Source organism: Pseudomonas salomonii (genome assembly GCF_900107155.1).
GTDB lineage: Bacteria > Pseudomonadota > Gammaproteobacteria > Pseudomonadales > Pseudomonadaceae > Aquipseudomonas > Aquipseudomonas salomonii.
This window is the reverse complement of record NZ_FNOX01000014.1, coordinates 193258-218496: the sequence shown is the minus strand read 5'-3', so window position 1 is coordinate 218496 and position 25239 is coordinate 193258. Positions and strand designations below refer to the sequence as shown.

Sequence of the window (25239 nt, the reverse complement as noted above, 5' to 3'; positions counted from 1 at the left end):
CGCACCGCTTGGCGTCAGTATTTGTACGCCTGACGCCCGATCAGCAGCCAATGGCCTTTTTGCTTCTGCCAGACCTGGAAGTTGTCGATATCGGTCGGCACTTCGACGCCGCTGTTCACGGCCAGGGCGTGAAAGTGGTTACGCACCAGCGCAGTGTCGCCGTCCAGGGTGATGGTCTGGTTTTGCATTTCGAGGGTTTTGAACGCGCTGGTGTGGGTTTCCAGGTCAGCGATAAATTGCGCCTTGTTCTGCACCTTGCCGCTGGAGTGGCCATAAGTGAGCTTGTCGGAAGTCAGGGCGTGCAGCGCCTTGAGGTCCAGGTGCAGCATGGCTTGGGTCAGTTGGTCGACCGCTTGGGCCACATCCTTTTCGGCGGGAGCAGGCGCAGCTGCGACGTAGCCGGTGAACAGGCACAGAAAACCGATCAGCACTTTGACGTTTGGCATGGGTGTTTCCTTATTGTTGTTGGGGGTGAACACGACAAGTTAAGTTATCATACAACCATGCAATATTTTCGAGCGGGAAAGAAAGTGAAATTTTGAAATATCTCGAAAAGATTAGCCTTGATGGCGTTATAAACAACTCGGGCTCTTGTACGACGTCTCAACACATCAAATAAGTGCGGGCGGCACACCTTGTCGCTTCCAGCCCGACAAGCCGATCGCTATGCTACTGCGCAACTAACAAACCTCCCGAGAGACAACATGGATTTTGACTGGCACAGCGACGTCATCACCCGCGCCACTCCCGTGACCCCTCACTACAAAAATACCCAGAACGTTCGCCGTTTCATGCTTGAACACTGTGGCCCGACGTTCAAGTTCGACCGGCCGTTCATGGCCTGGATCCGCAACGACTTGCCCAAAACCCTGGGCGATGTGGTGGATGAGTGGCAACGCCGCAACGAGGACACACGCCCATGACCCGCGACGAAAAATACCAGGCTGCTCAAGAGCGCATCGGCTACCGGTTGGAAGAATTCAAAGTCGGTGGCAACTACACGCCGTTGGTGCGCGATGGCAACCACCTGTACATCAGCGGCCAGATTCCGCGTGTCGGTGACACCCTTATGTTGCCGGGCAAGGTTGGTGAAAGCCTGACCCTGGCCCAGGCGCAAATCGCTGCCAGTATCAGCGCGTTGCGTTGCCTGGGGTTGCTCAAGCAGGCGCTGGGTTCGCTGGATCAGGTCAAGACCCTCGCGCGTATCACCGTGTATGTACGCAGCGCCGAAGACTTTGATCAGCAGAGTGAAGTGGCCAACGCCGCGTCGGACCTGTTCCACGAAATCCTCGGGGCTGCCGGTGTGCACACGCGCACGTCGGTGGGGGTGGTGCAGTTGCCCAAATCGGCGGCCGTCGAGATCGACATGATCGCTGTTGCACACGATTGAACCGGCGATGATCACCCAAGGGCTCGAGGTACTGATCGACTACGGCCTGCACTTGGCGCCGGGGCTGCTGCTGTTTGGCGCGTGGTTCGCGTTGACGCCAAGGACGCAGGTGGCGATGCGCATCCTGATCCTGCTGGCGGCGTTTGTGCTGATGCGCGACGTGATGACGCCGCTGGGCATGTGGGCGGTGAGCCGCGATGCGCAGATTGCGTTCAGTGGCAATGCCTTCGTGCTGGCGGTGCTCGGCGGGCTGTCGGTGCTGCTGATCATGCTGCTTTCACGCCTGGCACCGGAGTTGTGGCGGTTGATGCGTTGGACCCTTGGCAACCCGTGGGCTGGCATGGCGGCAGGCATCGTCGTCGGCTGTTTGATCGGCGTGCCGTTGCGGGTTTATCAAGGCATTGATGCAAGCCAGCTCCACGGCTACTGGGTGTGGCTGCCGGGCATGGTGGTATTGGCCTATGGCGCCAATGCGTTGGAGGAAGTGCTGTTTCGCGGTTTTTTGCAGGGTTATCTGGAGCAACAGGTTTCGCCATTGCGCGCGGCATTGATCAGCGGCGTGGCCTTTGCAGCCTGCCACGCGTTCCTGGCCTTAAGCGTTACCCAACTGGGCTGGCCGGTGTTGCTGTTCACCCTGCTTGAAGGGTTGGCCTGCGCGCTGGTGCGCATGCGTTACGGCGTACTGCCCGCAGCACTGGCCCACGGCACCGCCGTCCTGCTGATCGCCGTGCCCTACATGGCCTGATCTGAAGCACAGCCAGCACTCACATCGCCCGACTTGAAATACAGTCAAACTGTGGGAGCGGGCTTGCTCGCCAAGAGGGTGTATCAGTCACCTGATGCATCGCCTGACCCGACGCTTTCGCGAGCAAGCCCGCTCCCACAGGTTGACCTCGTTCAGGCCGTTGTGGCTCTGCATGGGTTGATGTGAAATACAGCTCCCACAATGTTTACAGCGGCGGTGTGCGTGGCGGAATCAGGCGTTTGCTGCCGGTGGCCTCATACGCGCTGGCGAAGCTCAGCAGCGCCGAATCATCGTACGCCCGGCCGGCAAAGGTCAGGCCGACGGGCATGCCGATGTCGGCCATCACGCCCATCGGCACGGTGACGGTGGGCACGCCGAGGTGGCGGATGGCGAGGTTGCCATTGGCGACCCACACGCCATTGCTCCAGGCGATGTCGGCACTGGCTTCATTCACGTCGGCATCCGCCGGGCCTACATCGGCCACGGTCGGGAACAGCACCGCATCGAGCCCAAGCCTGTCCATCCAGTCTTCCAGGTCGATGCGCCGGGTTTGCTCCAGGCCGCGCAGGCCGTCCGGCACTGTGCTGATCGCGTTCCACGGCGTGATGCCGCGCTGGGCCATGCGCACGTATTCGTCCATGCCGGCGGCCAGGTCATCTTCACGGTTGGGCAGGGTGCCCGGGTCGTGCGGGAAAATCTTCGGCCCGTCGACATCCGCCAGGCGGTTGAGCGTCGGGTCGTTGTTGGCGCGCAGGAAGTCGTCAAAAGCCCAGGCCGACAGCTCCCACAATTCGTCGTGCAGGAATTCCTTGGAAACCAAGCCACGGGTAAACACGGTTGGCGCGCCAGGGCGATCGCCTTCGCAATTGGACACCAGCGGGAAATCCACCTCGATCACTTCAGCACCGGCGGCTTGCAGCGCCTGGCGTGCGTCCTCCCACAGGTCGATCACGCTGGCGCGGGTGTTGATCTTCTGCCCGGTCGGCCCGCCAATGCCGGGCTTTTCACTGGTGCCCGCCTCGGGGTCGGCATTGATGTACATGCGCGGCACGCCGAAACGTTTACCGGCGAGGGCTTCGCTGCCCACAGCCAGGTCGGCGTAAGACGCGGGGCGCACCGACGCCACGCTCGGGATCGGCACCCAGGGTTGCAGGCGCCACAGGTCGCCACGGGTGTCGGGATCTTCGGCGACCACCACATCCAGCACTTCCAGCAGGTCGGCCATGGTGCGTGCATAGGGCACCACCACGTCCATGGTCGGCGTGAGCGGCCAGTTGCCGCGTACCGAAATCACCCCACGGGACGGCGTGTAGGCGCATAAACCGTTGTTGGACGCCGGGCCGCGCCCGCTCGACCAGGTTTCTTCAGCTACACCAAAGGCGGCGAAGCTTGCCGCCGTAGCAGTGCCTGCGCCGTTGGACGAACCGGAGGCAAACGGTGCAGTCAGGTAGTCGGCGTTGTAAGGGCTTTCGGCACGGCCATACACACCCCGCTGCATCCCGCCATTGGCCATCGGCGGCATATTGGTCTTGCCCAGGCAGATGGCGCCGCCCGCTCGCAGGCGTTCGATGGTGAAGGCGTCGCGCTGCGCGACCAGCTTGGCAAAGGCCGGGCTGCCGGATGCGGCCGTCAGGCCCTTGACCAGGTAGCTGTCCTTGGCGGTATAGGGAATGCCGTCCAATGGCCCCAACGTTTCGCCCCTGGCCCGGCGCGCATCGGACGCCTCGGCTTCTTTAAGGGCTTCGGGGTTGCGCACCACCACGGCGTTCAAGGCGGTGGCGGTCTGCGGGCCGTCATAGGCATCGATCCGCGCCAGGTAGGCGTTTACCAGTTCAACGGCAGTGGTCTGGCCGGTTTCAAGCGCCGCGCGCAGTTGGGCAATGGAGACTTCGGTAACTTGCATCACGTTTTTTTCGCCGCCTTCAAGTGGGAGGTATGGCGGCAGTCTACGGACAGATATTTCACAAAACCAGCGCGGCATGCTCCGCGTAGGCGGCGCGCATCACTTGCCACGTCGGCTCGTCAGCCGGAATCAGATGCTCGATACGCAGCGAGGTGAGGGTGATGTCCTGGGGCATGCCGAACGTGGTGAAGGTCGACAGAAAGCTCAGTTCGCCCCGGGGTGAGCGGATGCGCGTCAGCGCCAGGGGCGGCATGTGTTCGGGCGGTTCGGTGTGGGTGGGCGTCGGCAGGCTCGCTAATAAAACCGCCAACTCGGGATTGCCCAGCGCCTCACGGCTGGCGCGTTGCCAGGCGAGCGTGCGGATCTCTTCGGCGTTGATCAGATGGTCGCCCAAGCCGCCGGTTTGCAGCAGCGTGGTCAGCAGGTTCAGCCCGTCTGCCGCATCCGGTTCAAGCCCCACCAGTTGAAACAGAACGCCGCTACTGGCATTCGCCGCCAGCACTTGCCACTGGCTGTCCAGCAGAATCGCCGGGGCCGGGTTGTTGGCGTGCAACACATGGCTGACGGCTTCGCGAATCGCGGCCATGGCCGGTGAGGCGAGCGGGGTGGCGGTGTAGCGTGGCGCGTAACCGGCGGCGAGGAACACGCGATTGCATTGCTCAAGCGGCACATCCAGCGCGGTCAATACGTTGTGCAGCATGCCCGGGCTCGGCTTGGCGCGACCGGTTTCGATGTAACTGAGGTGGCGTTGCGAAACGCCGGTGATCAGGGCCAGGTCCAGCTGGCTGAGCTTGGCGTGGCGACGCAGTTGGCGCAGCTGGTCGCCGGCAGTACTTTCCATAGTGGGTTCATAACCTGTGAGGTCATTGCGAGGGCCACGACCTTATCACTATGGTGAGCTTCATTCACTTCAAGGACGAGACCATGCACAGACCCTCTATTGCCCTGGTCGGGTTGGTTGGATTTTCGCTGTATACGCTGGCGACGATGCTCACCGCCGAGCAATCGCTGCTGGCCTTCGGGCGGCAGTTGATGTCGCGGCCGGACACCGCGCAGGTGGTGATTGACCTGTACCTGATGGCAGTGCTGGCGTGTGTGTGGATGTATCGGGATGCGCGTGGGCGCGGGCGGTCGGTGGTGTCTGTGCTGCCGTATTTCGCGCTGACGGCGGTGTTTGTTTCGGTGGGGCCGTTGCTTTATATCGTAGTGAATGGGTTCACGCGTCAAACAGAACGCTAGGGTCGAGCCGACTCTTGTGACAAGCCCGCTCGCCACCAGGGTATGGGTTAGGGGTTCAAAAACGCCTGGTAATTGTCTTTGGTGATCTGCTGATAAGGAATGGTCAGCTCAGCCACATAGGGTTCCTTCTTGACCATCTTCACCGCCAGATCAATCGAGCCGACGGCCTGGCCCTTATTGTCCTGATACACCGTCACCAGCAGCTGGCCCTTCTTCACCGCGTCCAGCCCGGCTGCGCCGCCGTCGCTGCCGGCCACCAGGATATCCTTGCCCGGCTGCATGCCCGCCTGGCTGATCGCCATGGCGGCGCCAATCGCCATTTCATCGGCATTCGCGGCCACGGCATCGATTTTGCGTCCGGACACAATCCAGTTGTTCATCAGGTCAATCGCCTTGCCGCGCTGCCATTCGGCGCTTTGCTCCTCGACAATCTTGATATCCGGGTAGTCCTTGAGCACCGTCTTCACCCCCAGCGTGCGGTTGTGCGTGGCGTTGTTGGACAGCAGCCCGAGCATGATCGCAAGGTTGCCCTTGCCACCCATTTTCTCTGCCAGGTAGCGCATCTGGATTTCCCCGGCCTTGATCTCATCCGAGCCGACATAGCCCACGCCCGGGGGCACGTCCTTGAACTCCGGGCGGCGGTTGACGTACACCAGCGGGATCTTGGCCTGCTGGGCATTGACGGTCATTTTCTGCGTGGCCGCCGTGTCCACCGCGTTGACGATAATTGCGTCCATGCCCTGAGCGGTAAAGTTCTGCACCTGGTTGAGCTGGCGCACCACATCGCCCTGGGCGTCTTCAAATTGCAAGGTCACGCCGGGTAGCTCCTTGGCGTGGGCGGCCATGTAGTCACGCATCTGTGCGAGGAACACATCGTCGACCTGGGCGATGCTCACGCCGATACGCATATCGGCCCAGGCCCAGGGCGCAACAGCGAGGGTCAGCAGTGCTGCGAGAAGTTGCTTCTTCATGGTGATGCTCCGTTCTTTTTGTTGTTGTAAAAGCAGTGGGATTCACGCCTGGCGCTTGGCCCGCAGCTGCGCCACGGCAGCGGCGAAGTCCGAATAGGGCCAGCGTTCGTTAAGGGCTTGTTGCATTAATTGCTGCCCGGTTTGCGGTGCGAGCCCGTGCAAGGGCGGGTCGGTGTCGAGGTTGGTGGGGAAGGCATAACCGTCGGCCGTACAGGCGATCACCGCTTCGGCATTCAACGCAGGGTTGGCCAGCAACACCGGGTACACCGCCAGCATCATGCGGTCACGGTCGAGGGCTTCCATGGGCGTGCCGAACGCCGAAGAGATTTGCAGCAGGTTGGCCATGCGCCGGTGGTGGGTGGTGCGGTTGGTGCCCGCCGCATGGAACAGCGCCGGGTTGAAGAACAACAGGTCGCCCTTGTTCAGCGGCAATTGCACGGCGTGCTGCTGGAAGTAATCGATAAACTCCGCGCGGCGCCAGGCCAGGTAACCCAGCGGGTATTGCTGGGAGAAGGGCAGCAGTTGGGTCGGCCCGCTTTCCAGCGGCATATCCGAATGGGCCACCGCGCCTTGCAGCGTCAGGTATTGCGACAACAGATGCAGCGGCAGCGGAAAGCGTTCAACCACCTCAGTGGTCTGAAAGCCCAGGTGATAGTCACGGTGCGGCTGTTGCGCCTGCCCGCCAGGGTGGACCACGTTCACTTGCGCGGTCATCTGAAAGCTCGGCCCCAGCCACGCTTCGGCGATCAAACCGAGCAGCGGGTTGGCGTAGTACTCGGCAAACGATTCCGGCGACTGCAGCGCAGCTTTTTGCAGGGAATTCCAGATGCGCCCGTTGCTGCCGGCCTGGGCAAAATGGTCGGCGGCCACGCCTTGCGCAGCCTCCTGGGCAAAGATCGCCTCGAATACCTGGCTATGGCGGTCGACCACCGCCAGGTCTTCATAGGCCTGGCGCACCACCATCACCCCAGGCCCGTCGCGGAACAGGCGGTGCAGCTCATCCATGACGCGCAGGCGTTCGCTGTTGCGTAAAGTGCCGGCCTGATAGATCGGCACATTGCTCACCACTTCGGCACACAGCGGGTAATCCTCGGCGCTGGTCCGTTGGGTGCAGATGCGGCTGAAATCCGCCAGGCGCACCGCCGCGCCGGTCACGAACGCCGACATCACACACCTTCCGGCAGGCTCAGCGCCTGGTGCGGTTGCGGGCTGCCGCTGTCGGTGCAGCCGACCACGCCTTGCTCCAGGTCGATCACCGAGCCGGTCATCATCCCGGCTTCACGCGAGAGCAAAAACGCCACGCTTTGCGCCACCTCTTCGGGCTTGAGCAGCCGTCCGAACGGCTGTGCGCGTTCGGCCTCGGCCAGCCAGCCGTCCTGCGCGCCGTGGTATTGGCGCTGGATCTGATCCTCGTGAGGCGTGTCCATCCAGCCGATATTCAGGCCATTCACGCGGATGCGATTACGCAATGCGCTGAACGCCACGTTCTTGGTCAATATCGCCAGCGCGCCCTTGGACGCCGCATAGGCGCTTAAAAACGATTGCCCGCCATGCCCGGTGACACTCTGGATATTCACCACCGCGCCTTCCACGCCGGTGCTGATCATCAGCTTGAGTGCTGCCTGCATCAGAAAAAACGGCGCCCGCACGTTCACCGCAAACAGCCGATCAAACAGCTCGGGCGAGGTGTCGAGAATGGTGCCGCGATCCGACATGCCGGCGCAGTTCACCAGCCCGTGCAAGGTGCCGAAGTGGGTGCGTGCCGCGTCGATGATCGCACGGCAATCCTCGACGTTTTCCAGGTCGGCCTCGACAAAAAATGCCTGGCAATCGAGCTGTGCCAGTTGCCGGACCTGTTCTTCGCCCTCGGCGCGGCGGCGCCCGCAGATGATCAGCCCGGCAGCGCCACGCTGCGCCAGGGTATGCGCCACGGCAGCGCCCAAACCCTGGGTGCTGCCGGTGACGACAAAGTATTGGCCGTTGAATGCGCTGGCGAGATCGGTGTGAGGCATGGGGTTCTCCTGAATTTTTTGTTGTTTTGTCGGCCCGGCTCGACGCCGGGCAAAACTGAGACTAGCATTGCAAAACCTCAGTAACGCCCAAAAAAGACCTCAAAAACACCTCAGGCGAACCGCATGCTCGAACGCGCAAAACACTTCTCCATCAAGCAACTCGCCACCCAGGCCGGTGTGAGCAAAGCCACGGTCGACCGCGTGTTGCACCAGCGTGGCAGCGTGCATGCGCAAACCTCTCGGCGCATCGAGCAGGCGCTGGATGAGTTGGAGGCCCAGGAAAAAAACGGCCTGGCGGTGGGGCGCACGTTTCACGTCGATGTGATCATGCACACGCCCCAGCGCTTCAGCGCGGCGGTGCAAGCGGCAATCACCGCGCAATTGGGCAGCCTGGCGCCGTTTCGCATCGCGCCGCGTTTTCACCTGTTTGAAGAAATCGAACCCCAGGCCATGCACGACCAACTGCTGCGCTGCCTCGATACCGGCAGCCAGGGCGTGGTGCTCAAGGCGGCGGATGAGCCGGCGGTGAATCAGGCCGTCAAGCAGTTGATCGCGGCGGGCATTCCGGTGGTGACCCTGGTCACTGACCTGCCGCAAAGCGAGCGCATTGGCTATGTGGGCATGGACAACCGCACCGCCGGCCAGACCGCGGCCTACCTGATGTCGCGCTGGCTGCCGGCGCAACCTCAGGATGTGGCGGTGGTGATCGGCAGCGAACTGTTCCGTGGTGAAGAAGAACGCGAGATGGGCTTTCGCGCCTGGCTGCGTGGGCGTGCCGCGCACCTGCGGGTGCTGGATATCAGCGGCGGCTACGGCGTGTACGACCGCACCTTTGAGCGCGTCACCCAGGCCCTCAAGCAACACCCCGACCTCAAGGCGGTGTACAGCGTCGGCGGCGGTAACCGCGCGATTGTCGACGCCTTCGCCGCCCTCGAGCGCCCGCTGGAGGTGTTTATCGGCCATGACCTGGACGAAGAAAACCGCCAGCTGCTGCTGGAAGAAAAAGTCGCCGCGATCATCGACCACAACCTGCAAATCGATGCCCGCAGCGTGTTTTTGCACATCCTGCAACACCACCGGCTATGGAAAGCCGGGCCGATTGCGCCGTCACAGGTGCAGATCGTTACACCGTTCAACCTGCCGGACTGAAGCTCCCTCAATAACAACGCCAGGAGTTCGACCATGCTACGTATTGCCGTTTTAGGTGCCGGGCGCATCGCCAAAATCCACGCCGCCAACGTCGCCGCTCACCCCAACGCCACGCTGGTGCTGGTGGCCGACCCCTGGCGCGAAGGCGTCGACGCGCTCAGCACGCAATTAGGTTGCGAAGCGGCCTATGACTGCGCCGCCGTGCTTGCCCGCCAAGACATAGATGCCGTGGTGATCGGCACGCCCACCGACACCCATATCGACCTGTTGCTGGCGGCGGTGGCCGCAGGCAGGGCGGTGCTGTGCGAAAAGCCGATCGATCTGGATATCGCCAAGGCCCGCAGCGCTGCCCAGGCCGTCGAACGCCTGGGCGGCAAGGTGATGCTCGGTTTCAACCGGCGTTTTGACCCCGACATGCTGCGCCTGCGCCAGGCGCTGGACGCCGGCCAGATCGGCGCCGTGCGCCAGGTGATCATCACCAGCCGCGACCCCGGCCTGGCGCCGCGTGACTACCTGGAACACTCCGGTGGCATCCTGCGCGACATGACCATCCATGACTTCGACACCGCCCGCCACCTGCTCGGCGAGGAACCGGTGGAGGTCAGTGCCTTCGCCAGCCGCCTGGTGGACCCGAGCCTGGCAGACATCGACGACTACGACAGTGTCATGGTGCTGCTGCGCACCGCCTCCGGCAAGCAATGCCACATCAACTGCTGCCGTCAGGCGGTGTATGGCTATGACCAGCGTGTAGAAGTGTCCGGCGCCACGGGCGTGCTGCTCACCGACAACCACCGTCCCAGTACGTTGCGCCATTGGAGTGCCGACCACACCGAAGCGCTGGAGCCGTTGCAGCACTTTTTTCTCGAACGTTATGCCGATGCTTATCGTAATGAGCTGGCGCAGTTCATTGATGCACTGAGCGCTGGCCGCGCGTTACCGACCAGTGTGCGTGATGGCTTGTATGCGTTGCATCTGGCGGATTGCGCGTTGGCGTCGGTGAAAACCGGTAGAAGTGTGGCGGTCAATTACGACCTTTAGTGGTACGAGCGGGCGTCGAGACAACGCGTCTGGCGAGTGCCGCGACGCCCGCAATGCTTGAATTTTACGCGAGAAAGTCGGTACCTCGGAAGTGAGGCTGCTGTATGTTTCGATGCATGTGTCAGCCAGTCAATCGGCGCGCCTTAAACCTCAGCGTGGTCGCCGCACAGGCACAGACTCAGGTTCGGGGCGTGGATAAATGGATCGTAGAAGGGCTTTATCGTTGTTAGAAAGCGTGAAGTTGTAGCCCGTTGTCTTCTGCTTCCAGAGTATCAGCCTGCTCAGGTTGTAATGCATGATGGACTTCGGATCGTAATCGGAGGCTATGATGTCCGCAGGCTTCAGCTTTTCAAGGATTTGCTCATGAACGTCTATTGTGTCTAAGTTGAACTTTTTCTTATAAAGTTCGTATAACCTGGGCAGGTTGAAGTCCAGTGTTCTGTCCGGATGTTTATGTTCGTGACGCAATCCCAACGCGTGACCAAACTCATGAAGAATATTCATTTTAAATATGTCTTCGGCTTTATGAGGGTCCAAATGCATCGTCGGCTCATTGGCGGGCTCGCTTAACGCCCCCGTCCCAACGATGGACCAGTCACCCGCTATATCTGCGCTGGTCGATATGCGAATATCGCCTTGGGTACCCTCTACGAACTTGAGCTTCAAATTAATCAGGGGTGCGTAATTTTTCTCAATGTGTTTTTGTATGATCGCTCTATGGGCGGGAGAAGTGTCCATGAAGGCAATGGTAATGGTCGAGTTTTGTGGCCATAGACGATATTTGTCAGCGATCCCGCGTTTAGTTCTGATGGCAATCGGCGCGTCAGCCACTTCGTTGTTCGTCGGTGGACTATCCGAATTAATCGAGTACAGGGAGTGATGTATCGCAGGTGGTGAAATAATCATTCGTTATCCTCATCAGACTCAAAGAAAACAGGCACTGCCCAGTTGCGTTAAGTCAGTGGCTTTAGCGATGATTGAGTTCCAATTGCAGGTAGGACGGTTCTGTATTTTTATGTAAAAAGCCGCCTGGGCTTTGTAGGCCCAAGGCGGCTAATAGATACGTTTTAAACGCCTTTGGTCGAGGGCAGCAATATGGTGAGGATGCCCGCCAGTGGCAGGAACGAGCAGATCTTGTAGACGTACTCAATGCCATGGTTGTCAGCGAGCAAGCCCAGCAATGCGGCGCCAATCCCGCTGAAGCCGAACATCAGGCCAAAGAAGATACCGGCGATCATCCCCACATTGCCCGGTACCAGTTCCTGGGCGAAGACCACGATGGCCGAGAAGGCCGAGGCGATGATAAAGCCGATGACCACGCTGAGTACCGCGGTCCAGAACAGGTCGACGTAGGGCAGGGCCAGGGTGAAGGGCGCAGCGCCGAGGATCGAGAACCAGATGACTTTCTTGCGCCCGATCTTGTCGCCGATCGGGCCACCGGCGAAGGTGCCCACGGCCACCGCCCCAAGGAACAGGAACAGGTACATCTGCGAACTGGCCACCGACAGCTGAAACTTCTCGATCAGGTAGAAGGTGAAGTAGCTGGTCAGGCTGGTCATGTAGAAGTATTTGGAGAACACCAGCAGCGCCAGTACCACCAGGGCAAAGGTCACGCGGCCTTTGGACAGGCCATGAGTCGCCTTGCCACCTTGCTTGAGCTTGAACAGGTTGAGGTGGTTGCGGTACCAGCGGCTCAGGCCATAGAGCACCAGAATCGCAAACACGGCGAACAGTCCGAACCAGGCGACATGGCTTTGGCCGTAAGGAATGATGATTGCCGCCGCCAGCAACGGGCCGAAGGCGCTGCCGGTGTTGCCACCGACCTGGAAGGTCGATTGCGCCAGGCCGTAACGCCCGCCGGAAGCCAGGCGCGCGACGCGCGAGGTTTCCGGGTGGAAGGTCGACGAGCCGACGCCCACCAGGGCCGCCGCCAGCAAAATCGCCGGGAAGGTGCCGACAAACGCCAGCATCAGAATGCCGATCAAGGTGCACACCATGCCGGCCGGCAGCAGCCAGGGCTTGGGATGGCGGTCGGTGTGGTAGCCGATCCAGGGTTGCAGCAGCGAGGCAGTCAGTTGGAAGGTCAGGGTGATCAGGCCCACCTGGGTGAAGCTCAGCCCGTAGTTGGCCTTGAGCATCGGGTAGATCGAAGGCAGCACGGCCTGGATCAGGTCATTGATCAGGTGGGCCAGGGCGCAGGCGCCGAGGACGCGCATGACCAAGGGGCTCACTTGGGGTGTAGTGGTTGCAGCGGCGGGTGACGCGGTAACGGTCGTCATGCAGGCATTCCATACAGGGCAGCAAACTGAGGTGGCGAGTACTTGAGCCCGCCACCCATTTCTAATTGTTTCAGCGGTTATGCTAAATTCGGTGCCAATGCCTGTCTCACGAAATTCGGGAGGCAACTGTCGCAAAAAGGGCGAAATGATCAAACCACTGAATGAATTTTTGCAGGAAATCGACGCAGGCGACTGGGCTGTGATCAGTTCCGCCACCGATTACCCCGAAAACTGGGTGATCCCCGAGCATAGCCACGAAAAGCACCAGTTACTTTACGCCATCGAGGGCGTGATGGTGGTGCACTCGGCGCACAACCAGTGGACGGTGCCGTCCAATCGTGGCTTCTGGATGCCGTGCGGGCAGGTCCACTCGTTGCGCTGTGTGGGCCCGTTGAAAATGCGCAGTGTGTTTGTGCGCCCCGATGCGTTCCCGAACCTGCCGACCGAGACCAAGGCGGTGAGCGTTTCGCCGTTGCTGAGTGAGCTGATCAAGGCGTCGGTGAGTTTGAAGCCGCCGTATGCCGAGGATTCACGCGATGCGCGGATCATGCACCTGATCCTTGATGAACTGGCGATTCTGCCGGCGTTGCCGCTGTCGCTGCCACAACCGGGCGACCCGCGTATCAACCGGATTTGCCTGGCGCTGCAGCAGGACCCTGGGGATGCCTCGACGGTGGAGGATTGGAGTGGGCGGCTTGAGCTGGACCAGAAGACCATCCAGCGTCTGTTTCGCAAGGAAACCGGCTTGACCTTCGGCCAATGGCGCCAGCAAGCGCGGTTGCTGCTGGCGCTGGAGCGCATTGCGGTGGGGCAGAAGATAATCGATGTCGCCATCGAATTGGGTTACGAGAGCCCGAGCGCCTTTACCAGTATGTTCAAGAAGCAGTTTGGCAAGACGCCGAGTCAGTTTTTCAGATAACAGGCATACCCCCTAGATGGGGCCGGATGGAGTAGTGAGGCAGTTGGACAGTTCCCGTAATTTAAAAATTTCTTTCCTGCCTGTTGGGGCGGGTGATTGCATCTTGCTGCAGTTCAACGATGCAAGTTTTAACATGCTGATTGATGCAGGGCCCAGTCGCCCTGATGCTAAGGTCGAGAAAACGTACAACGCTCTTCTGGCGTTGGTACCCAATGGCATTATTGATCTGGCAATCGTTACGCATCACGATGATGATCATATTGGCGGTTTTCTGTACTTGCTGTCTGAGGGGCGTGCGTTGGTTATCAATGATCTGATTTTCAATTCATCGATGATGGTGGATAAACTTCGGAACTTGTCGGGGCTGGCTGAGATATCACCTCGACAGGCACGCAAGCTTTCCGCGACCAAGACGACTTATAATTCGCGCGTCGTGTGCGCGGGGCAGATCGAAACTGTGTATGACGGCCAGATTGAATTGGTCTATCTTTCGCCGATCGAAAAACACGTATCCAAGTATGGTGTCGGGACGGTCGTCGAATTGCCCCCTCCACGAAATATCAGCGTGCGTAGACCGTTTCGCGCGTACGCGGATTTGCACGGCACGGCCGACGAATTCAAGGAAGACTCATCAAAGTCGAACCTGCTGAGCCTTGCGCTTGAGGTAAGATTCAACGGGCGCTCATGGTTGTTTTTAGGCGATGCCTGGCCATCTGTCGTGAGTGACGCGCTCGATACACTCTACCCGAATTCAACGCCGCATTATGAACTCGTCAAAGTGTCGCACCATGGCAGCAATGCAAATACGACGGCTGCCTTGCTGTCCCAATGGTCCTGCTCCAATTACGTATTTCTTGCTGATGGGAGAGTGCATCCGCACCAAGAAGTTTTTCGCCGCATCCTCGATGTTCCGGCAAACACCGGCGTAAAGTTTTATTTCCCGGAAAGAACGCCTTATTTGGAAGGGTTGCTCCAACACTACGTCAACCTGGTTAATTACCCCCCAGCGGGTACGATTCTGACATTCAACTATTGAGACTGAAATGAATAAGCTATTGAAGGAACTCGACAAAATTGGCCAGCATGGCGGGCAGGCTGTTTTGGCGATCAGGGATTTTTCTGCCCTCGTTCCATTGGATGTGCTGGGTACAGGCTTTCTGGGGAGTTTTGAGGGTAAAAGCTATTTTGTGTCCGCGCTCCATAACTTCAAAGAGGATGCAAAGTCGTGCGCGTCTATTGAAATCAGAGGACAGCGTTATTCGCTGGCTCACCGAAAATTTTATTATAGCGAACAAGACGACATTGGTTTTTTTGAGTTGGATGAAGAGTTGGAACAGGCCATGGCCGGCTTGACGCGACTTCCTATTGGCCGTGATTTGGGGATTTTTTCCAACGCTGCTCATCATGTCGTGGTCGTAGGGTTTCCTGCGGATTTACGGCCCAATGGTGCGCTCACTGCTTTGCCGGTTTCTACGCGCCTGGAAGTCAGGGACATTCAAACCAGCACGCAGATACCGGATGCAAGACTCTATGAGCTTGAAAACGAAGATTTGGTTTGTAGCAATGGCGTGACGCTCATAAGTCTTCTCGAGCCTGAAGGCATGAGCGGTGGTCCTGTTTTGGCGTGCATCAATGCGGGCACCGTGGCCGAGCCGGAACTTTACACCAAGCTTCACTCCGTATTGGTCCAGTGGCATGACCCGCACGGTTACCTGGTGGGTTCTGCTACGGCAAGGCTCGTCGCATTGATTGATTCTCACAGCGCTGGGACGGCGCGTTTTCTTTAAGGTTATCCGCGCGGCTACGACGCGCGGCAGTTGGCGTTAGTGATCAACCGAGCTCAAGTTAGCGAAGAAAATACAGCCGATCAGCCGCGCAAACAGGCTCAGGGTTTCCGGCAGATTGGGGTCTTCAAACAGCATCGCTCGCGAATCCAGCGCGCACAACGCGCCGAACAGGCGGCCATCGGGCAGGAAGATCGGCGCACCGGCGTAGCTTTCGATGGCGAACTGCTTGACCACCGGGCGCGCGGCGAAGCGGCCGTTGTGGCTGATCTGCGGGATGAACAGGGTCTGCGGGTTGATGCAGAACTCACTGCACAACGTGGTTTCGAGGTCGAGCACGTCGTCGACGTGGATGCCCATGTCGGCGGTGTCATGCACCGAACAGACGACCCACTCAAGGTCGGTGAACTTGGCGATGCCGGCAAAGCGCATGCCGGTCAGGCGGGTAACCAGTTGCAGGATGCTGGTGGTGGCTTCTATTTCGGCGATGGCAGCGCGTTCGTCGGCGCTGAGTAGCGAATGTGCTGCGGTGACGCTTGGAACCATGTTCAGGCACTCCAAAGGCATGGCGGCAGGGGCCGCCACACCGGGTCAGTAGTCAGTTGATGCGTGGGTGCTGCTGCACCAGGTTCTGGCGCTTGGCTTCCAGTTCGGCAATCTGAGTGTCGATGTCTTCGATCTTCTGCTCGATATTGTCGTGGTGCTCTTGCAGTATTTCCTTGGCTTCTGCCATGTCCGATGCCGCAGGCGCGGCGCCGCGCAGGGGCTTGTTGGCGGTTTCCTTCATGGTCAGGCCGGTGATCAGGCCAACCACGGCAAACACCATCAGGTAGTAAGCGGGCATGTACAGGTCGTTGGTGCTTTCCACCAGCCAGGCCACTGCGGTGGGAGTAACACCGGCGATCAATACCGAGACGTTGAAGGCACTGGCCAGCGCGCTGTAGCGCAGGTGCGTGGGGAACATCGCCGGCAGGGTCGAGGCCATTACGCCAATGAAGAAGTTGAGGACCACCGCCAGGATCAACAGGCCGGCGAAGATCAGGCCGATCTTGCCGCTGGTGATCAGCATGAACGCCGGAATGGACAGGAACAGGAGGCCCACGCTGCCGGCGATGATGAAGGGCTTGCGGCCAATCTTGTCACTCACAAAACCAATGAACGGCTGCACAAACAGCATGCCGACCATGATCGCGATGATGATCAGCACACCGCTGTTTTCTTTGTAATGCAGGTTATGCGACAGGTAGCTGGGCATATAGGTGAGCAGCATGTAGTACGTCACGTTGGTGGCCGCGACGATACCGATGCAGGTCAGCAGGCTGCGCCAGTGCTGGGTGGCGACTTCCTTGAAGGAGACTTTGGGGCCGTGGGTCAGGCCTTGGCGGTCGCCTTGTTCGAGCTTGTCCATGTGCTGCTGGAAGGCCGGGGTTTCTTCCAGCGCGTGACGCAGGTAGAGGCCGATGATGCCGAGCGGCAGGGCCAGGAAGAACGGCAGGCGCCAGCCCCAGGCCTCGAAGTCGGCTTCACCGAGGATTGTCGAGATCAGCACCACGACGCCGGCACCGAGCACGAAGCCGGCGATGGAGCCGAAGTCCAGCCAGCTGCCGAGGAACCCGCGTTTACGGTCCGGCGCGTATTCGGCGACAAAGATCGACGCGCCGGTGTATTCACCGCCCACCGAGAAGCCCTGGGCCATTTTGCACAACAGCAGCAGGATCGGCGCCCAGATGCCTATCGAGGCGTAGCCGGGGATCAGGCCGATGGCGAAGGTGCTCAGGGACATGATCACGATGGTGGCGGCCAATACTTTCTGCCGCCCGTACTTGTCGCCCAGGGCACCGAAGAACAGGCCGCCCAGCGGGCGAATCAGGAAGGGTACGGAGAAGGTGCCCAAGGCAGCGATCATTTGTACGCTGGGCGAAGCGTCGGGGAAGAACACCTTGCCGAGCACGTAGGCGACGAACCCGTACACACCAAAGTCGAACCACTCCATGGCATTACCCAGTGCGGCGGCGGTGATCGCCTTGCGCACCTTGGTATCGTCGACGATGGTGATGTCTTTCAAACCAATGGGTTTGACGCTTTTCTTACGTAATTTCATGCGGGTCACTCTAAAACTGAACAGGGGAGGTGCCATCGTTGCGATGGCACCGCTCTGTCACTTCAGATACAAGCCGACACCAAATAATTCACCGCTATTTGCGTTTTTTTGCCGATGGGTTGAACTTTATAGCTTCAAGAAGGAATTGTGCGCATGCCTGACATCTCTCCACGGCTGATCTATCGCAAGCCAGAAGCCAACGATGTGCAGCGATTATTCGCGATCTTCGGTGACCCGCAGACAAACCTGTTCAATCCTGCCGGGCCGATGGCCAACCTGGAGCACGCCCGGCGCGTGCTCAACCACTGGCTGGAACAATGGGCCACCCAGGGTTATGGCTGGTGGGCGATTGCCCGCAAGGAACAGCCCGCACACCTCATCGGTTTTGGCGGCATAGCGCCGCTTAATTACCTGACCGAGCGGCGCATCAACCTGGGTTATCGCTTCGCGGTGGAGGCGTGGGGGCAGGGCTACGCCACCGAGCTGGGTCGGGATGCGCTGGCGCTGGCCTTCCAGACACTGAATCTGCCGGAGGTTTTCGGCCTGGTGCGGCCTGATCACGCGGCTTCGATCCGTGTATTGGAAAAGCTCGGCATGCAGCCCTACGGCCTGCTCGACGATGTACCCGGCAAGGCGCCTAGCCGGGTGTTTAGCATTCGTCGTCCTACAACTGCTTTGCGCTGATTGTTTGCACGCCCGTGTAATACCTGAGTAAACGCCAATCTTTCAGATTGACACCGCCAAGGCGCCCGGCTATAAAAGTCGCAGTTGTACGACGACATATGACGTTACATATGTCCTATCTAACAAAAATAAAAAGTGATGCCATGAATTTGAATGAGCCCATCAACGCCCACCGCGTCGGCCAGGCCGTCGGCAACTATCGCTGGACCATCTGCGCGATGTTGTTCTTTGCCACCACCGTCAATTACCTCGACCGCCAGGTGCTCAGCCTCTTGGCGCCGCAACTGTCGACCCAATTTGGCTGGAGCAACACCGACTACGCCAACATCGCGGCGGTGTTCCAGTTCGTTTATGCGATTTCCATGCTGTTTGCCGGGCGGTTTGTCGACAAGATCGGCACCAAGGCTGCCTATGTGGTGGCCATCGCCATCTGGTCCACCGGCGCGATCATGCATGCGTTCTCGGTGCCGATGGGCGCGGGGATTGCCTCGCTCAGCGCCGCCATCGGCCTGGCGGTGATTCCGGTATCGATTGCCGGCTTTATGCTCTCCCGCGCGGTGCTGGCGATTGGCGAGGCGGGTAACTTCCCGATTGCGATCAAGGCCACTGCCGAATATTTCCCAAAGAAAGAACGCTCCCTGGCCACCGGCATCTTCAACTCCGGCGCCAACGTGGGGGCGATCCTGGCGCCGATCTGTGTGCCGCTGATTGCCGGCATGTGGGGCTGGGAAGCCGCGTTTATCGTGATCGGCATGCTCGGGTTTGTGTGGGTAGCGGTGTGGTCGATGCTCTATGAGAAACCGGAGCAGCAAAAGCGTTTGTCCGCCGAAGAACTGGCCTACATCCGCAGTGACCAGACCGTACAGCCTTTCGCGCCTGAGCCTGTAGGAGCGACGCCGAAAAAAGTCTCGTGGTTCAAGCTGCTGACCTATCGCCAGACCTGGGCATTCGCCTTCGGCAAGTTCATGACCGACGGCGTGTGGTGGTTCTTTCTGTTCTGGCTGCCCACTTACCTGTCGGCGCAATACAACATGAAAGGCGCGGACATCGTGATGCCGTTGGCCGTGCTGTACAGCATGACCATGGTCGGCAGTATCGGCGGCGGCTGGTTCCCCAGCTACTTTATGGCGCGGGGTGATGCCCCGTATGACGGCCGCATGAAAGCCATGCTGGTGATCGCGCTGTTCCCACTGGTGGTGTTGCTGGCGCAACCGTTCGGTTACCTCGGGTTCTGGGTGCCGGTGTTGCTGATCGGCGTGGGCGCCTCGGCGCACCAGGCGTGGTCGTGCAACATTTTCACTACCGTGTCGGATATGTTCCCGCAAAAAACCGTGGCGTCGGTGGTCGGCATCGGCGGAATGGCCGGTGGTTTGGGCGGTGTGGTGATGACCAAGATCGGTGGCTGGGTGTTCGACTACTACAAGTCCATCAACGACATTCACACCGGCTACATGATCATGTTTGCGATCTGTGCCCTGGCGTACCTGGTGGCGTGGAGCGTGATGAAAGCGCTGGTGCCGCGCCATAAGGAAATCACGGATTTGTGAGTGACCACGGGTAATCGTTAGTTCCTGTGTGGGAGCGGGCTTGCTCGCGAATGCGGTGAATCAGTCAATCCATCGGGTGACTGTCACAACGCCTTCGCGGGCAAGCCCGCTCCCACATTTGCTGTAGCGGGTTACTGATTGCGCGTCACCCGCCAAACGGTGTTGGCCAGGTCATCGGCAATGATCAGCGCACCTTTGGGGTCCACCGTCACGCCCACCGGGCGGCCACGGGTCCTGCCGTCATCGCCGCGAAAGCCGGTGGCGAAATCAATCGGTTCGCCCGCCGGCTTGCCGTTGCTGAACGGCACAAAGATCACCTTGTAGCCCACCGGGTTGTCGCGGTTCCAGCTGCCGTGTTCGCCGACAAACACGCCGTCGGCAAATTGTTCACCCATGGCCGGGATCGAAAAATCCACGCCGAGCGCGGCAACGTGGGAGCCCAGGCTGTAATCCGGCTTGATCGCGGCTGCGACTTTCATCGGGTTCTGCGGTTGCGCGCGCGGGTCGACGTTCTGGCCCCAGTAGCTGTAGGGCCAGCCGTAAAAGGCGCCTTCGCGCACCGAGGTGAGGTAGTCCGGCACCAGGTCGGGGCCGAGTTCATCGCGTTCGTTGACCACCGTCCACAACTGCCCCGAGCCCGGCTGAATGGTCAGTGCGGTCGGGTTGCGCAGGCCGGTGGCGTAGGGCTTGTGTGCGCCGGTGGCCGCGTCGATCTGCCAGACCATGGCGCGGTCGATTTCCACTTCCATGCCGCGCTCGGTGATGTTGCTGTTGGAGCCGATGCCCACATAGAGTTGGCGCCCGTCTTCGCTGACGGCCAGGGATTTGGTCCAGTGATGGTTGATCTGTGCCGGCAGGTCGGTGATTTTGGCAGGCGGGCCGCTGGCTTTGGTTTGGCCGTCGGCATAGTCGAAGCGCACCAGGGCATCCTGGTTGGCCACGTACAGCTTGCCGTCGGCGAAAGCCAGGCCGTAGGGCGCGTTGAGGTTGTCGGCAAACACGGTTTTGAGTTCGTAGTTGCCGTCACCGTCGGCATCGCGCAGCAACGTGATGCGGTTACCGCTCTTGACCTTGGTGTTGCCCTGGGCCTTGATCACGCTGGCGATCACGTCCTTGGGCTTGAGCTTGGCCGCACTGCCGCCACGGCCTTCGGCGACGAGGATATCGCCGTTGGGCAGCACCAGGGTTTGTCGTGGGATGGCCAGATCGGTGGCGATAGCGGTGACGCTGTAGCCTTGCGGCACTGTGGGTTTTTGCTCGCCCCAGGGTGTCGGTTCGGCAATCTTCATGCTCGGCAGCAGGCTGCTCTGTTGCGCGGGCAGTTTGGGGTCGGGGCCGCGTGCCTGGGTCTTGTCGCCGGCGTCGCCACAGGCGCTCAGCAGCAGGGCCGCGCTCAGTAAGGTCAGCGTATGGAGTGGGTTCATTTGGCAGCTCCCGAGCGCAGGTTGGTCAGGCCGATCCACGTGGCAACGATCGCCAGAACCGTCACGATCACCGACAGCACCAGGCCCACAGGCATCATGGCGTAGGCGTCCTTGGCATGCTGAAACGCGTTGAACAGCCCGAGTACCCAGGTGATCAGCAACAGCAGGAAGTACGCGGCGGGGCGTCCGCCTTTATGCTCGGCGCGCACCAGGTTGACCAGCGCGAACAACAATGCAAAGCCACAAAACACCAAGGCTCCGGCGATCAGCCAGGAGGCGAAGTTGGCCCATTGGATCTGATAGGTCTGGCCGTAGGCGATGTCACTGAGCAACGCGCCCAGAAACAACGGCACGGTGCCGGCCAACAGGGTCGAATGCAGCGGGCCAGGCCTGACGAGTGGGTAGGCGGGAAGGGTGGTCATGGGGTCGCGGCTCCTTGTTTTATCCAACGCCCCGGGGCGGGGCAGCGCATAGGGAAGGAGCCTGGAGCCTGGCGGATAGTTCAGCGTAATTCGTGTCGAAATATTATTTGAGGGTTTGACCGGGGCTTAACGGGTCCACACATAGCGCACCTCTTCCAGCGTCACGCCACCGCGCACCAGCGTGCGACGGCTGCCGGGTTCTTCAGTGCCGCCAAGGCGTGTATAGAAACGTACGGCTCTTTGGTTTGCGGCATGCAGAGGCCTGAAATCTGGCATGCTTCAGGGCCTGACAAAAGGAACCCTGTCCATGCCAACCCTGCACCTGCTGTGCGGCAAGATCGCCTCCGGCAAATCCACCCTGGCCAACACTTTGGCCGCTGAACACGCCGCCATCCTGTTGAGCGAAGACCATTGGCTCGCCACACTTTACCCCGGCGAAGTCCGCTCGATTGCCGATTACGTGAGTTGCGCCCAGCGTATTCGGGGTGTGCTCGGGCCGTTGGTGATCAACGTGCTGCAAGCGGGCATCAGCGTGGTGTTGGACTTCCCTGCCAATACGCTGGCTAATCGCGAGTGGCTGCTGAGTTTGGCCCAGGCGGCGCAAGCGCCGCACTGCCTGCACTATGTGGAGCTGGATGACGCCACCTGCCGCAGCCGTTTGCATGCGCGCAATGCCCAGGGCGAGCATGATTTCGCCGCCACCGACGCCGAGTTTGACCTGATCACCCGCCATTTCTGTGTACCGAGTGAAGCCGAAGGCCTGGTCATCGAGGTGCATCACCCATGAGTACGGTGACCGGTGTGGATGCCCAGGGCTGTGTGCTGACGCTCGACAATGCCGCCTTCCAGCCTGAGTTTGAGTCGCTGCTGGCGGATGTCTGCGCCAGCCTCTCCCAGTCTGGGCTGGACGGCATTTATGTGTATGGCAGTGTCGCCAGGGGCGAAGCAAGCCCCGGCGAATCGGACCTGGACCTTAGCCTGATTCTGCTCGAGCCGCCGGATGCATCGGTATTGGCCCACCTGCAAGCGCTGCGCCAGAGCCTGGAGCAACGCCACCCGGAGGTCACCAAGATCGACTTCGATATCGGCCACCGCGCCGAAGTGCTGGCGCCTGAAAACGCAAATAAATGGGGTTTCTGGCTCAAGCATCATTGCCGTTGTGTGTGGGGCGAGGATCTTTCGCTGCGCTTTGAACGCTTCCAGCCTTCGCGCGAAATCGCCCTGGCGTTGAATGGTGATTTTGAATCCGTGCTGAGCGGCTATCTTAACCTCATCCATCAGGCCAATACTTCAACCGAACGCCTGCGGCTGCAGCGCGAAGCGGCGCGCAAACTGATTCGAGTGACCAACATATTGCGCGCGCCCGACGCGCCCTGGCCGTACACCCTCGAAGAGCACGTTGCCTTGTTCGTACAGCACCACCCCGCGATGCGCATCCAGATCGCGTATTTCCTGTTCGAGGCGCGCAACCCAAGCGCCGAGGGCGAGCCCTTCAGCGTGCGACTGCAAACCTTTATCGCGTGGATGGTTTCACAGCAGGTATAGACGGCAGGCATAGGCAGGTAATGTGGCACTCAGGCTCACTTTACCTACGCTGCGCACATCAGGATTTAAAGCGCCCCACCAGGCCATTCAGCTCCTGCGACAGGCTCGATAACCGCCCCGAATCATCCTGCGCAGCATTGGCCAGGCTCTCCACCAACCTTGCCTCGTCATAGATTTGTTGGATATGCCGGTTGATCTCTTCGGCCACGCTGTGTTGTTCCTCGGCGGCGGCGGAAATCTGCAGGTTCTGGTCGCGGATCTCGTTCACCGACAACTGGATGCCCTCGAAACTGTCCCGCGCGTTTTCGATGGACGACACGCTGGCGCGGGACAGGTCCAGGCAACTGCTCATCTTCTGGGTGACTTCTTCGGTCTTGCTGCCGAGGGTGCCGAGCAGTTGCTCGATCTCGCCGGTGGAGTCGGAGGTGCGCTTGGCCAGTGCGCGCACTTCGTCGGCCACCACGGCAAAACCACGGCCCTGATCGCCGGCGCGGGCGGCTTCGATGGCGGCGTTGAGGGCCAGCAGGTTGGTCTGTTCGGCGATGGCGCGAATGGTGCCGAGGATCTGGTTGATGCTGCGGCTGCCGGCTTCCAGCTCGACCATGGCCTGGGAAGACTCGGTCAGGCGGCGGCCCAGGCGGTTGACGTTATCGGTGGTGACTTCGATCTGCTGTTTACCTTCGGCCACACGGCGATGGCCGTTCTCGGCCGACTCCGCCGCGCCGCTGCACGAGCGCGCCACCTCGTTGGCGGTGGCGACCATTTCGTTGAACGCGGTAGACACCAATTCCACTGCCTCACGCTGGCGCCCGGCGGCTTCGTTCATGTTGTGCGCCACTTCACTGTTGACCCGTGACGCGTCCTGAAGATTGGTGGAGGCCGCGCCAATATGCTGGATCAGCTGACGGATTGCGGCGAGGAATTTATTGAACCAGCCCGCCAGCTCGGCGGTTTCATCCTTGCCCTGTACTTGCAGCTCATGACGCAAATCGCCTTCACCCTGGGCGATGGACTGCAAGCCGGTGCTGACCTGGCCGATCGGTTTGACGATCACCTTGGAAAACGCCGCGGCGATCAGTCCGAAGATCAGCACCAGCACGGCCACGATTGCCGTGGTCAGGTAGGTCATGCGCGTCGCCGCCGCCATGACTTCGTTGTATTCGATCAGCCCCACATACCGCCAGCCCAGGCCCGGCGAGGTCCACACGTTGGCCATGTAGCGCACGCCGTCGATGACCACCTCGGTTGAGCCCTGGGGCGTCTCGGCCAGGTGCGCATACGGCGCGCCGAGGTCCTTGAGCGGCTTGAAGTTGTGTGCGGCGTTGCGCGGGTCGACCAGCACCACGCCGTCCTCGATCAACATCACGTAGCCGCTTTCTCCCAGCTTGATGCTCTTGAGCAATTCGGTGAGGTTCTTCAGCGACACGCTGACCACGAACACGCCCTTGGCCTTGCCGCTGCTGTCGAGCAGCGCACGTGCGGTGCCCACCAGCGCCACATCATCCTTGTCATAGTAGTAAGCCGGCGTGCGCACGGTCTTGTTGGGGCTGGCCATGGCGGCCTTGTACCAGGGGCGGGTGCGCGGGTCGTACTTGGCCAGCTGGGGGTCATCGGGCCATTTGGCGTAGGTGCCGTCTTCAAGGCCGATGGACAGAATGGCAGCGGAAGGGTGGGTGGCGCCGAAACGGGCAAACTGGTCGATTACCTGCTGCGCCTGGGCGGGCATTGGTTGGCTCGCGGCGTTTGCAGGTTGATAATCCTTTAGAGTGTTCACGGAAGTGTATACAGGATCAGCGGACATTTGATCGACGTTCTGCAAGGTGCCGTCGAAGAATTGCCGGATATTGCCATCGATCTGACGTATTTCGCGGGTGCTGCCATCAATAAACTGATCAACCGCTTGAGTCCGCGTGTTCATGACGGAGATAACCGCAACCAGGCTGACCGGAATAAAGGCGACAGAGACGAACGCGAGCACGAGCTTGTTTTTTATTTTCATCGAGACGACCATCGGGCGAAGAGGCGATTTGATATCACTGACTGTTTCGGCCTGAGGGTTATAAAGCTTTAGCTTTATTTTGTGTACA

General features: G+C 60.2%; 27 protein-coding genes and 1 pseudogene. 13 read left to right on the top strand and 15 right to left on the bottom strand.

From position 1 onward, the window contains the following. Positions 1-14: 14 nt before the first annotated feature. The gene (locus BLV67_RS27865) at positions 15-446 is read right to left on the bottom strand and encodes a nuclear transport factor 2 family protein (RefSeq protein ID WP_056860201.1); all 432 of its coding nucleotides are present in this window, start codon (positions 444-446) and stop codon (positions 15-17) included. Positions 447-704: 258 nt separating this feature from the next. Here BLV67_RS27865 and BLV67_RS27860 point away from each other — a divergent pair, with 258 nt between their 5' ends. Genes BLV67_RS27860 through BLV67_RS27850 form a run of 3 tightly spaced genes read left to right on the top strand, consistent with a single transcriptional unit; the run spans position 705 to position 2135 of the window. Further along, positions 705-923 (top strand): DUF6434 domain-containing protein, encoded by a 219-nt coding sequence (locus BLV67_RS27860; protein WP_056860200.1) that lies wholly within the window; start codon positions 705-707, stop codon positions 921-923. After that, on the top strand, positions 920-1390 hold the full coding sequence (locus BLV67_RS27855) for a RidA family protein (protein WP_069787325.1): 471 nt from the start codon (positions 920-922) through the stop codon (positions 1388-1390). Before BLV67_RS27860 ends, BLV67_RS27855 begins: the two co-directional genes overlap by 4 nt. Before the next feature lie 7 nt (positions 1391-1397). Next, a complete protein-coding gene (locus BLV67_RS27850; protein ID WP_069787326.1) occupies positions 1398-2135 on the top strand; it encodes a CPBP family intramembrane glutamic endopeptidase in 738 nt (245 codons plus the stop codon). Between the two features lie 205 nt (positions 2136-2340). Here BLV67_RS27850 and BLV67_RS27845 read toward each other — a convergent pair whose 3' ends face one another. After that, complete coding sequence (locus BLV67_RS27845) at positions 2341-4041, bottom strand: amidase (protein ID WP_069787327.1); 1701 nt, start codon at positions 4039-4041, stop codon at positions 2341-2343. 55 nt (positions 4042-4096) lie between these two features. Continuing rightward, positions 4097-4879 carry a helix-turn-helix domain-containing protein gene (locus BLV67_RS27840; RefSeq protein WP_069787328.1) on the bottom strand — a complete coding sequence of 261 codons (783 nt, stop codon included), beginning with the start codon at positions 4877-4879 and terminating at the stop codon, positions 4097-4099. An 83-nt stretch (positions 4880-4962) separates the two neighbouring features. Between BLV67_RS27840 and BLV67_RS27835 the strand changes: the two genes are divergently transcribed. Next, a complete protein-coding gene (locus tag BLV67_RS27835) occupies positions 4963-5277 on the top strand; it encodes a DUF2834 domain-containing protein (protein ID WP_065931629.1) in 315 nt (104 codons plus the stop codon). Between the two features lie 47 nt (positions 5278-5324). Here BLV67_RS27835 and BLV67_RS27830 read toward each other — a convergent pair whose 3' ends face one another. Genes BLV67_RS27830 through BLV67_RS27820 form a run of 3 tightly spaced genes read right to left on the bottom strand, consistent with a single transcriptional unit; the run spans position 5325 to position 8260 of the window. Continuing rightward, positions 5325-6248 (bottom strand): sugar ABC transporter substrate-binding protein, encoded by a 924-nt coding sequence (locus tag BLV67_RS27830; RefSeq protein ID WP_069787329.1) that lies wholly within the window; start codon positions 6246-6248, stop codon positions 5325-5327. A 42-nt stretch (positions 6249-6290) separates the two neighbouring features. Further along, the gene (locus BLV67_RS27825; protein WP_069787330.1) at positions 6291-7415 is read right to left on the bottom strand and encodes a phytanoyl-CoA dioxygenase family protein; all 1125 of its coding nucleotides are present in this window, start codon (positions 7413-7415) and stop codon (positions 6291-6293) included. Then, a complete protein-coding gene (locus tag BLV67_RS27820; protein ID WP_069787331.1) occupies positions 7415-8260 on the bottom strand; it encodes an SDR family oxidoreductase in 846 nt (281 codons plus the stop codon). Before BLV67_RS27820 ends, BLV67_RS27825 begins: the two co-directional genes overlap by 1 nt. A 123-nt stretch (positions 8261-8383) precedes the next feature. Between BLV67_RS27820 and BLV67_RS27815 the strand changes: the two genes are divergently transcribed. Both BLV67_RS27815 and iolG read left to right on the top strand, forming a co-directional pair. Further along, positions 8384-9409 (top strand): LacI family DNA-binding transcriptional regulator, encoded by a 1026-nt coding sequence (locus BLV67_RS27815; protein WP_058420454.1) that lies wholly within the window; start codon positions 8384-8386, stop codon positions 9407-9409. Between the two features lie 33 nt (positions 9410-9442). Further along, entirely contained in the window at positions 9443-10447 is a 1005-nt protein-coding gene (iolG, locus tag BLV67_RS27810; protein ID WP_069787332.1) for an inositol 2-dehydrogenase, read from the top strand. Positions 10448-10597: 150 nt separating this feature from the next. Here iolG and BLV67_RS27805 read toward each other — a convergent pair whose 3' ends face one another. Together BLV67_RS27805 and BLV67_RS27800 are read right to left on the bottom strand one after the other, a co-directional pair. Continuing rightward, complete coding sequence (locus BLV67_RS27805; RefSeq protein WP_069787333.1) at positions 10598-11353, bottom strand: M12 family metallopeptidase; 756 nt, start codon at positions 11351-11353, stop codon at positions 10598-10600. 161 nt (positions 11354-11514) lie between these two features. Continuing rightward, positions 11515-12726 (bottom strand): MFS transporter, encoded by a 1212-nt coding sequence (locus BLV67_RS27800; protein ID WP_069787334.1) that lies wholly within the window; start codon positions 12724-12726, stop codon positions 11515-11517. A 97-nt stretch (positions 12727-12823) separates the two neighbouring features. Between BLV67_RS27800 and BLV67_RS27795 the strand changes: the two genes are divergently transcribed. From BLV67_RS27795 to BLV67_RS27785, 3 genes are read left to right on the top strand one after another with little or no spacing between them, the layout of a single operon-like run. Beyond that, the gene (locus tag BLV67_RS27795; RefSeq protein ID WP_065931628.1) at positions 12824-13645 is read left to right on the top strand and encodes an AraC family transcriptional regulator; all 822 of its coding nucleotides are present in this window, start codon (positions 12824-12826) and stop codon (positions 13643-13645) included. A 43-nt stretch (positions 13646-13688) separates the two neighbouring features. Beyond that, positions 13689-14681 carry a ComEC/Rec2 family competence protein gene (locus tag BLV67_RS27790; protein WP_163005518.1) on the top strand — a complete coding sequence of 331 codons (993 nt, stop codon included), beginning with the start codon at positions 13689-13691 and terminating at the stop codon, positions 14679-14681. Between the two features lie 7 nt (positions 14682-14688). After that, positions 14689-15432 (top strand): hypothetical protein, encoded by a 744-nt coding sequence (locus BLV67_RS27785; protein ID WP_065931604.1) that lies wholly within the window; start codon positions 14689-14691, stop codon positions 15430-15432. A gap of 36 nt (positions 15433-15468) precedes the next feature. On the opposite strand, the gene BLV67_RS27780 is transcribed toward BLV67_RS27785, so the two are convergent. Next, positions 15469-15975 (bottom strand): GAF domain-containing protein, encoded by a 507-nt coding sequence (locus BLV67_RS27780; RefSeq protein WP_065931603.1) that lies wholly within the window; start codon positions 15973-15975, stop codon positions 15469-15471. 52 nt (positions 15976-16027) lie between these two features. Then, positions 16028-17530 (bottom strand): glycine betaine/L-proline transporter ProP, encoded by a 1503-nt coding sequence (proP, locus tag BLV67_RS27775; protein ID WP_065931602.1) that lies wholly within the window; start codon positions 17528-17530, stop codon positions 16028-16030. A 153-nt stretch (positions 17531-17683) separates the two neighbouring features. Here proP and BLV67_RS27770 point away from each other — a divergent pair, with 153 nt between their 5' ends. Further along, the gene (locus BLV67_RS27770; protein ID WP_069787335.1) at positions 17684-18214 is read left to right on the top strand and encodes a GNAT family N-acetyltransferase; all 531 of its coding nucleotides are present in this window, start codon (positions 17684-17686) and stop codon (positions 18212-18214) included. Positions 18215-18357: 143 nt separating this feature from the next. After that, a complete protein-coding gene (locus BLV67_RS27765) occupies positions 18358-19761 on the top strand; it encodes an MFS transporter (RefSeq protein ID WP_065931600.1) in 1404 nt (467 codons plus the stop codon). Positions 19762-19892: 131 nt separating this feature from the next. Here the strand turns inward: BLV67_RS27765 and BLV67_RS27760 are convergent, their stop codons facing one another. From BLV67_RS27760 to BLV67_RS27750, 3 genes are all read right to left on the bottom strand, one after another. After that, the gene (locus BLV67_RS27760) at positions 19893-21185 is read right to left on the bottom strand and encodes a PQQ-dependent sugar dehydrogenase (RefSeq protein WP_069787336.1); all 1293 of its coding nucleotides are present in this window, start codon (positions 21183-21185) and stop codon (positions 19893-19895) included. Further along, positions 21182-21607 carry a DUF2231 domain-containing protein gene (locus tag BLV67_RS27755; protein WP_069787337.1) on the bottom strand — a complete coding sequence of 142 codons (426 nt, stop codon included), beginning with the start codon at positions 21605-21607 and terminating at the stop codon, positions 21182-21184. The genes BLV67_RS27760 and BLV67_RS27755 overlap by 4 nt, the downstream gene beginning before the upstream one ends. Before the next feature lie 126 nt (positions 21608-21733). Continuing rightward, positions 21734-21883 (bottom strand): hypothetical protein, encoded by a 150-nt coding sequence (locus tag BLV67_RS27750; protein WP_341865597.1) that lies wholly within the window; start codon positions 21881-21883, stop codon positions 21734-21736. 31 nt (positions 21884-21914) lie between these two features. Between BLV67_RS27750 and BLV67_RS27745 the strand changes: the two genes are divergently transcribed. Then, positions 21915-22394 carry a P-loop nucleotide/nucleoside kinase family protein gene (locus BLV67_RS27745; RefSeq protein WP_069787338.1) on the top strand — a complete coding sequence of 160 codons (480 nt, stop codon included), beginning with the start codon at positions 21915-21917 and terminating at the stop codon, positions 22392-22394. Then, positions 22391-23152: a nucleotidyltransferase domain-containing protein gene (locus BLV67_RS27740; protein ID WP_069787339.1), complete on the top strand. Its 762-nt coding sequence runs from the start codon at positions 22391-22393 to the stop codon at positions 23150-23152. The genes BLV67_RS27745 and BLV67_RS27740 overlap by 4 nt, the downstream gene beginning before the upstream one ends. A gap of 58 nt (positions 23153-23210) precedes the next feature. On the opposite strand, the gene BLV67_RS33775 is transcribed toward BLV67_RS27740, so the two are convergent. Both BLV67_RS33775 and BLV67_RS33770 read right to left on the bottom strand, forming a co-directional pair. Further along, positions 23211-23978, bottom strand: a complete 768-nt coding sequence (locus tag BLV67_RS33775; protein WP_371919082.1) for a methyl-accepting chemotaxis protein — start codon at positions 23976-23978, stop codon at positions 23211-23213. An 87-nt stretch (positions 23979-24065) separates the two neighbouring features. Then, positions 24066-25070 (bottom strand): annotated as a pseudogene (locus BLV67_RS33770) (cache domain-containing protein); the annotation flags it as partial. Positions 25071-25239 lie beyond the last annotated feature (169 nt).